Origin of the sequence: Psychrobacter nivimaris (genome assembly GCF_009812035.1) — a bacterium.
Classification (GTDB): Bacteria; Pseudomonadota; Gammaproteobacteria; order Pseudomonadales; family Moraxellaceae; genus Psychrobacter; species Psychrobacter nivimaris.
This window is the reverse complement of record NZ_VZIZ01000009.1, coordinates 131,861-138,658: the sequence shown is the minus strand read 5'-3', so window position 1 is coordinate 138,658 and position 6,798 is coordinate 131,861. Positions and strand designations below refer to the sequence as shown.

Annotated in this window: 5 protein-coding genes; all 5 read right to left on the bottom strand. The window is 42.4% G+C overall.

What is annotated here, in order from left to right:
- Positions 1-360 precede the first annotated feature (360 nt).
- Positions 361-1,074: a phosphoribosylaminoimidazolesuccinocarboxamide synthase gene (gene purC / locus FQV37_RS04495; RefSeq protein WP_057757995.1), complete on the bottom strand. Its 714-nt coding sequence runs from the start codon at positions 1,072-1,074 to the stop codon at positions 361-363.
- 128 nt (positions 1,075-1,202) lie between these two features.
- Positions 1,203-1,529, bottom strand: a complete 327-nt coding sequence (locus FQV37_RS04490) for a hypothetical protein (RefSeq protein WP_420876974.1) — start codon at positions 1,527-1,529, stop codon at positions 1,203-1,205.
- A gap of 141 nt (positions 1,530-1,670) precedes the next feature.
- Positions 1,671-2,576, bottom strand: a complete 906-nt coding sequence (dapA, locus tag FQV37_RS04485; RefSeq protein ID WP_160021454.1) for a 4-hydroxy-tetrahydrodipicolinate synthase — start codon at positions 2,574-2,576, stop codon at positions 1,671-1,673.
- A gap of 450 nt (positions 2,577-3,026) precedes the next feature.
- The gene (locus tag FQV37_RS04480; protein WP_160021453.1) at positions 3,027-4,235 is read right to left on the bottom strand and encodes a metallophosphoesterase family protein; all 1,209 of its coding nucleotides are present in this window, start codon (positions 4,233-4,235) and stop codon (positions 3,027-3,029) included.
- Between the two features lie 277 nt (positions 4,236-4,512).
- The gene (locus tag FQV37_RS04475) at positions 4,513-5,967 is read right to left on the bottom strand and encodes a Do family serine endopeptidase (RefSeq protein WP_160021460.1); all 1,455 of its coding nucleotides are present in this window, start codon (positions 5,965-5,967) and stop codon (positions 4,513-4,515) included.
- Positions 5,968-6,798: the final 831 nt, after the last annotated feature.

Below are 6,798 nucleotides of genomic sequence, written 5' to 3'. Positions count from 1 at the left end.
ATTAGAGTAAGGCGTTGCTTATTTTTTTCAATGCTTTCTCAATTCTATACAGTCCCTAATAAATAGTATGATTTACCATTAATGCTATAGTCGTAAATTTTATAAATACAAGAGCTTATAGATTAATCTGTTAAGCCATATTTAAGGGTTTAGTAGCATAAAGAAATGATAAGCCCGTTTAGTGCGTAGTTTTTTTGTGGCTTCCCTTTAGCTACAAATAGCAAAAATCTAAATAAATGGCTACCAAAACGGCTACCAAAAACAAAATTAAAATAATAAAAATATATAAATCAAAAACTTAAAACAATAAAAAACTGAGCACATGGCTCAGTTTTTTATTTTATGCTAAGTATCAGATACTTATTTTAATGGCACACCAATACGGTCAGCCACTTCTTCATAAGCTTCAATCACATCGCCTAATGATTGACGGAAACGGTCTTTATCAAGTTTCTTCTTAGTGTTCTTATCCCAGATACGGCAGCCATCTGGTGAGAACTCGTCACCTAATACGATACGGTCATGGAATACGCCAAACTCTAGTTTAAAATCAACTAAGATTAAATCACCCGCATCAAACAATGCCTTTAATACATCGTTGACTTGATAGGTTAGCTCTTCCATCTTAGCCAATTGCTCTTTGGTCGCCCAACCAAGAGACACAGAAAGTGATTCGTTGACCATCGGATCACCTAGCGCATCATCTTTATAAAACAGCTCATAAGTTGGCGGCGTCAATGCCTGCCCTTCTTCTAAGCCTAAACGACGCACCAAACTACCAGCTGCAAAGTTACGAACCACGCACTCTACAGGAATCATGTCCAAGCGTTTAACTAATACTTCGTCATCAGATAATTGCTTCTCGAAATGTGTTTCGATACCAGCATCAGACAATTTTTGCATGATAAAAGCATTAAAGCGGTTATTAACCACACCTTTACGTGCTAATTGTTCGATACGCTTACCATCAAGCGCTGAGGTATCATCACGGAAGTGCAAAATCAGAAGATCATTGTCCTCTGTTTCATAGACAGATTTGGCTTTACCTTTATACAGCAGTTGTTGCTTTTGCATTATGGGGGTTCCTGTTCGTTCAAGCTTATGTGGTAAAAACGCGCAGCTACCGCTGACTGATGTAAGATACATGGTTTGCGGCTATGATAAAAAACGCAACAGTCAGCGATATAGATAAGGGAATAAGTTTAGTTCGAAGTGTTGCTAACAGCACGCTGTGGTTTTGGCAGCTGATACTGATTGCCTGACTCATTTTGTAGTTGGAGCGTGTTTGCCCCAGCATTAGGTGTTGAATACAAAGGTACAAAAGGTGCCGTTTCTTGGGCGGCAGGTAGCTCTATCGGTGCAAGCTTTTTGCTTTGCTGATAATCTAAGCTACCGTTATCACGTTTGCCAAGCAAGTTTTTGGTCGCTTGACAGCCGCTTAATACCAAAGTGCTACCCAAAACCAAGGTCAGCATTGCTGGAAATAATTTTGTCGTTGATGATGCTGTCTTTGATGTTACTGTCATCATGTTGTCTCTCTGAGTTAGCAGTTATTGCTCATGTAGGCGATTGACTTATCATGATAAGCTGACCTGCTGCTAGCTCGAATATCAATTATCGAACTAGCAACAAATCTAAAATCGCCGAATATCAATTGGCTAAGTATCAATTTATCGTATGTTTGCTCGAACCAATGCTTCATCGATAGTCGCATGATGCTGCTCCGCCAACCAGACAAGTGGCAGACGGATACCTTTATCGATAATGCCCATTTTATGCAAGGCGTACTTCGCTGGGATAGGGCTTGATTCGATAAATAGGTCACGGTGCAGATGCTTGACTACGTCATGGATTTTACCAGCCGCTTCAAAGTCACCACATAAACCCGCAGAAAAAGTCTCACTCATGGCTTTTGGCGCCACGTTAGCAGTGACTGAGATATTGCCTTTGCCGCCTACTTTCATTAGATCAAGCGCAGTGCCGTCATCACCAGATAGTACAACCATTCTGTCACCAACGGCTTTGATCAATTGCTCACCGCGACCGACAGATCCTGTCGCATCTTTGATAGCAACGATATTATCGATATCACACAAACGCTCTACCGTTTCTTGCGCAATATCAACCACTGTACGGCCAGGCACGTTATACAGCATTTGCGGTATATTTACGGCTTTGGCAATGGCTTGATAATGCTGGAATAAGCCTTCTTGTGGCGGCTTATTGTAGTAAGGAGCGACTAGCAACGCACAGTCTGCGCCTGCATCGGCAGCATCCTGAGTCAGCTTGATGGCTTCCATCGTGTTGTTGGCACCAGTACCTGCGATGACCGGTACACGACCTTTGACATGCTGGACAAAATAGCGAATGACATCGCTATGCTCTTGCATAGATAGGGTCGCTGATTCGCCAGTAGTACCAACAGCCACAAGGCAGTGTGTGCCCTGCTCAATCTGCCAATCTATGAGATCTGCGAGACGTTTATAATCGACCTTACCGTCAGAGTGCATGGGCGTTACCAAGGCTACCATTGAGCCTTGTAGTCGGGTTTTGATCTCGTCGTATGCTGTGCTCATAACCGTGCCTTACTGTATTATCCTAGCTTTTATTAAAGCTGTCACATGATAGGTCGTTTGCAAGTTGCCATTGCTTTGTGTGCGTTGATAAACGCTGATGGCGTAACTTACTTGATGTTAATGCTGCGTCTCTACTTACTATAATAGCGTTTTTATCATAGATTATTATATCTACGATATCAGTATCGTGATGGCAATCTACCAAGAGTAATGGGCGTACCTACTAGCCGACAGAAATATAATAATAAGAGTGCTCGTTAGTGTAGCATATTTTGATTTGACCGCTATCAATCAATTGGTAGTCAGCCCATAAATTTAATACCAAAAAACGTATATGATTTTTCGCTTAAATTTATAGAACTTGGCCTAAAACCTTGTAGACAAATAGTTACATCATTAAAGGAGCAGTTTAGCGCAATCAATGTACGCTGATAAATCTCTTATGTAATATTAACGAATCGTCAACACATCGATAGTAGGTCGATAGAATCGAAAAGGCAACCCTCTCGTACCGATGCCGCTACTGACAAATATCTGTGCACTTGCATGTTGGTATAGGCCGCGCTGCTTACCCATACGACTGTTATATAGCAATGCTGACTGTTCACTACTGCGTCGAATATCGTTCTGTTTTTGAGCAAGCAGGATATTTTTTTGAATAGCCTTTGCAGCGCCTGTTATCAATAAAGGGCGTGGCTGTAAAGATTTTGGCAGATCACTGATACTATCAAATCTTGATGCCAAGATAATCACTGGACTGGTGGCATTGGCAATCTCTGTTCCAAGCATTGCTTTATCAGTCGCCTCTGACGTTTCAATATCTGTAGATTGGTTGGACACATCTTGCCAGCCGCAAAGCACCGCTACTAATGAATTTGTATTCGAGTTTTCTTGCTCAACACTGTCTTGATTATTAGTTCGATAAGTCGACTGATTGACGACTAACTGCTCATTTGTCGCTCTTGCACATTTGAGTGGCAGTGACGTACATTGCTGATCGATATAGTTAATATCGAGTACATCAAAAGTACTGGCCAATGTATCTTCTAATAGTGGCTGACCTTGCTTGGTCGTATTCATAGATTGATAACGCAAGTCCGATGTACTCATGACTGTATAAACAGGTTTATTCACCCCTTTAAACAGCATTAGCTGACCCACTAAATCTGCACTTGGATAGTATAGCCAGTCGCCCGTAATCAGTATGGCATCTGCTGATAAGGCATTGATAGTAGAGACCAGCTTGCGAATATGACGCGGCTTACCACCGTATATTCCTATACGCAAATCTGCCAATACGGCGACCTTGAGCGGTGTAGACAAATCCAAGTCAATAGAATGATGCTCTAATCGTAAGCGGTTGGGCTGTACAATGACAGTATAAAAGTATAAACCCATCATCAATATTGCCATCAGTACAGCAGGTAGTGATAGCTGCGCTAACATCGGCATCAGGTTCTGTGACCAAGCCATGATAAGTAATATTGCCCAAACAGGCATCGTATAAGCGGCATAATATAATGCAAGCTTCACCCAAATACGTATAAAGCGCTTGGTAGGATTGGCATTAAATGTTTGTAGCCCTGACCACAGTGCAATGTACGCTAGCAGTGCTGCTGACGTCGTTGTAATAAGCGTATGTAGAGCGGGGTCAGTCATAATTACCTAGCGGTTGCATAATGGTACGAGCCTACTAAGCGACTCGGCCCACCTTAGAGCCTATTGATTGATCAATAACTCATTTAACGAATGGATTGCTGTTGAGGTCTTACTCTTAGCTGTTTGATAAAAAACCAAACATTATAGAGGTCGACCTCCATGATAGACAAGCACAATTATTGACGTGCGCGCTGCCTTTATACCCTGAACCATAATCTGAGTTACATCATTAGTCACATTAACAGTGACATTAACAGCCACGCTTTAATTATGACACCTACTCAATACGTAGACCAATAATAGCAGGAATGCCTTGGCGTATAACTTCTATAGTGACCACGCCTTTTTTAGGAAGAGATGAGATAGCGCCTGAAAAGTCTGCCACTGTTTTAATCGGTTTTTGATGAAAGTTGGTAATGACATCACCTGCCAGAATACCTGAGCGCGCGGCTAGTCCAGTAGGATCCACTGTGGTAACCAATATGCCCGTTTTATTATCGACTGCGATTTCTGCTTGTTCATCTGCCGTCAAATCGCGTAAACGCAAGCCCAATTGTACATCATCATTTTGCTCATCACCGCTCTGTGCTCTTACATCATTAGGCGCATAAGCGAGTTTGCCGTTAATTACCATCTGCTTACCGTTACGCTGAATCCGTGCACGGAAGGGGTCGCTTGGACGCGCTCGGTTGAGCAAGTTCAGCAAATCAGATGCCTCCATGATTTGTACATCATTGTATTGCAGAATGATGTCGCCAGGTTTTAGGCCTGATTTTTGTGCTGGTGAATCTGGTGATACACGAGTCAGTAAGGCACCTTGAGGGCGCTCTAAATTATAAGCCTCGGCCAGATTGCGATCGATATCTTGTGGATAGATTCCTAGATATGCACGCGCCACTTCACCGTCGTTTTTTAGCTGCTCATAAATGTCCATGGCAGCGTCAATAGGGATAGAGAATGACAGTCCCATATAACCGCCAGTACCACTGAAAATGCGCGAATTGATACCAATCACTTCGCCGCGCTGATTAAATAGTGGCCCGCCAGAGTTACCAGGGTTTAGTGCCACATCCGTTTGAATAAATGGCACGCTTGTCTCACGCGAGAAGCTACGCGACTTGGCACTGACAATACCAGCAGAGGCTGAGTAATCAAAACCAAATGGCGAACCAATTGCTAACACTGGTTCCCCTACTTTTAAACCGCTGGAGTCGCCGATAGGCAGGGCTGGAAATTGACTGCCCTCAACTTTTAGCACGGCCACATCTGAGCGCTCGTCACTACCGACTAAGGTTGCATCAAGCTCGGTTCTATCATTGAGCGTTACAGTGATTTTGTCCGCACCTGCGATGACATGATGATTGGTCAGCATATATCCATTGGAGGTAATAAAAAAGGCCGTACCATAAGCATGTTCAATCGCTGGCGTCGCGACTCGATCTGGAATACGCAGACGATCACCAAAGAACTGACGCAACACTTCAGCAGTCTGAGCCTTAGCAAGCTCGGCTTCACTAATCGTTTTGGTGACATTGACACGTGCCACTGCTGGCGTGACTTGTTGCACCAAACCAGAGAAATCAGCCGTAGTGACTGCAGCCTGAGCACTGTTTATCGTCGTGACATTGATACTAGCGAACATAGCGGTACTAACAGCGAGTGCCAGCGCACTACGTTGTAACCAGCGCTGCATATTGGCAGTGGTCTGTCCTTTGAACATATTGATAGGCATTTTGTGTCCTCCATATGAGTAATCGCTGTTATTAACAGCCATGTTATGATTGTCAGCGATAGCGACTACACCAAGCGGCATGCCCCTATTCGTTACTATTTGGTGAAATTATATTCTTTTATCTATTTATGCGGCGCAGCACTTTTATTCGAACCTATTGTCATAGCTATTTAGCCGTTACTTTACGCTTACCTTTATTACTACTCACTACTTGAATACTTATAGAGCGCTCGTCTTCCAAATATGAATAAGGTTGTATCGTAAAATAAATACTTTCAACGTTCAGTATATGACATTTCATAGCGCCAACACTATTATCCTATGCGTGACGTGCATGCCCTACGTAGCTACTGTATGATAAATAAAAACTTGAAGTATTGTGCTGATGCCTTTTGCATAGTGCAGGATAACCTAAGGCAGCGTTATTTCATATGGGCTTCGTATACTTTTGTGGCCGTGAGATAGCTTTTTAGCAGGTACGGCTTACATCAGCTTGAAATAAAATCATGGTATGATGTCAAACCAAATATTTTACTAAACAAACAAAAGTTAGCTTGTATATGAGACTGTTTATTGCAGGCTTATGAACTGGCTATCATCACTCTTGTTTTCCATCTTTTGCATTTCTAGCGTATTGTGATTTATCTAGAAGCGCTTTTGTCTTCGCTACTTTATAGTAGTTATATCATATCTAGCTTATGTTGTGATTCATGATGGCTATCAGTGCGATGGCTTAGCTACAACAGAAACGGATAACAACTTATTGTTAAATAAACGGTAGCGACTATCTTATAACAGCTATCGGTAGATATAAAATATGACAAGATTATA

Bases quoted from the DNA above. Each gene is read 5' to 3' on its own strand.
- purC (WP_057757995.1), bottom strand. From the start codon at position 1,074: ATGCAAAAGCAACAACTGCTGTATAAAGGTAAAGCCAAATCTGTCTAT.
- FQV37_RS04490 (WP_420876974.1), bottom strand. From the start codon at position 1,529: ATGATGACAGTAACATCAAAGACAGCATCATCAACGACAAAATTATTT.
- dapA (WP_160021454.1), bottom strand. From the start codon at position 2,576: ATGAGCACAGCATACGACGAGATCAAAACCCGACTACAAGGCTCAATG.
- FQV37_RS04480 (WP_160021453.1), bottom strand. From the start codon at position 4,235: ATGACTGACCCCGCTCTACATACGCTTATTACAACGACGTCAGCAGCA.
- FQV37_RS04475 (WP_160021460.1), bottom strand. From the start codon at position 5,967: ATGCCTATCAATATGTTCAAAGGACAGACCACTGCCAATATGCAGCGC.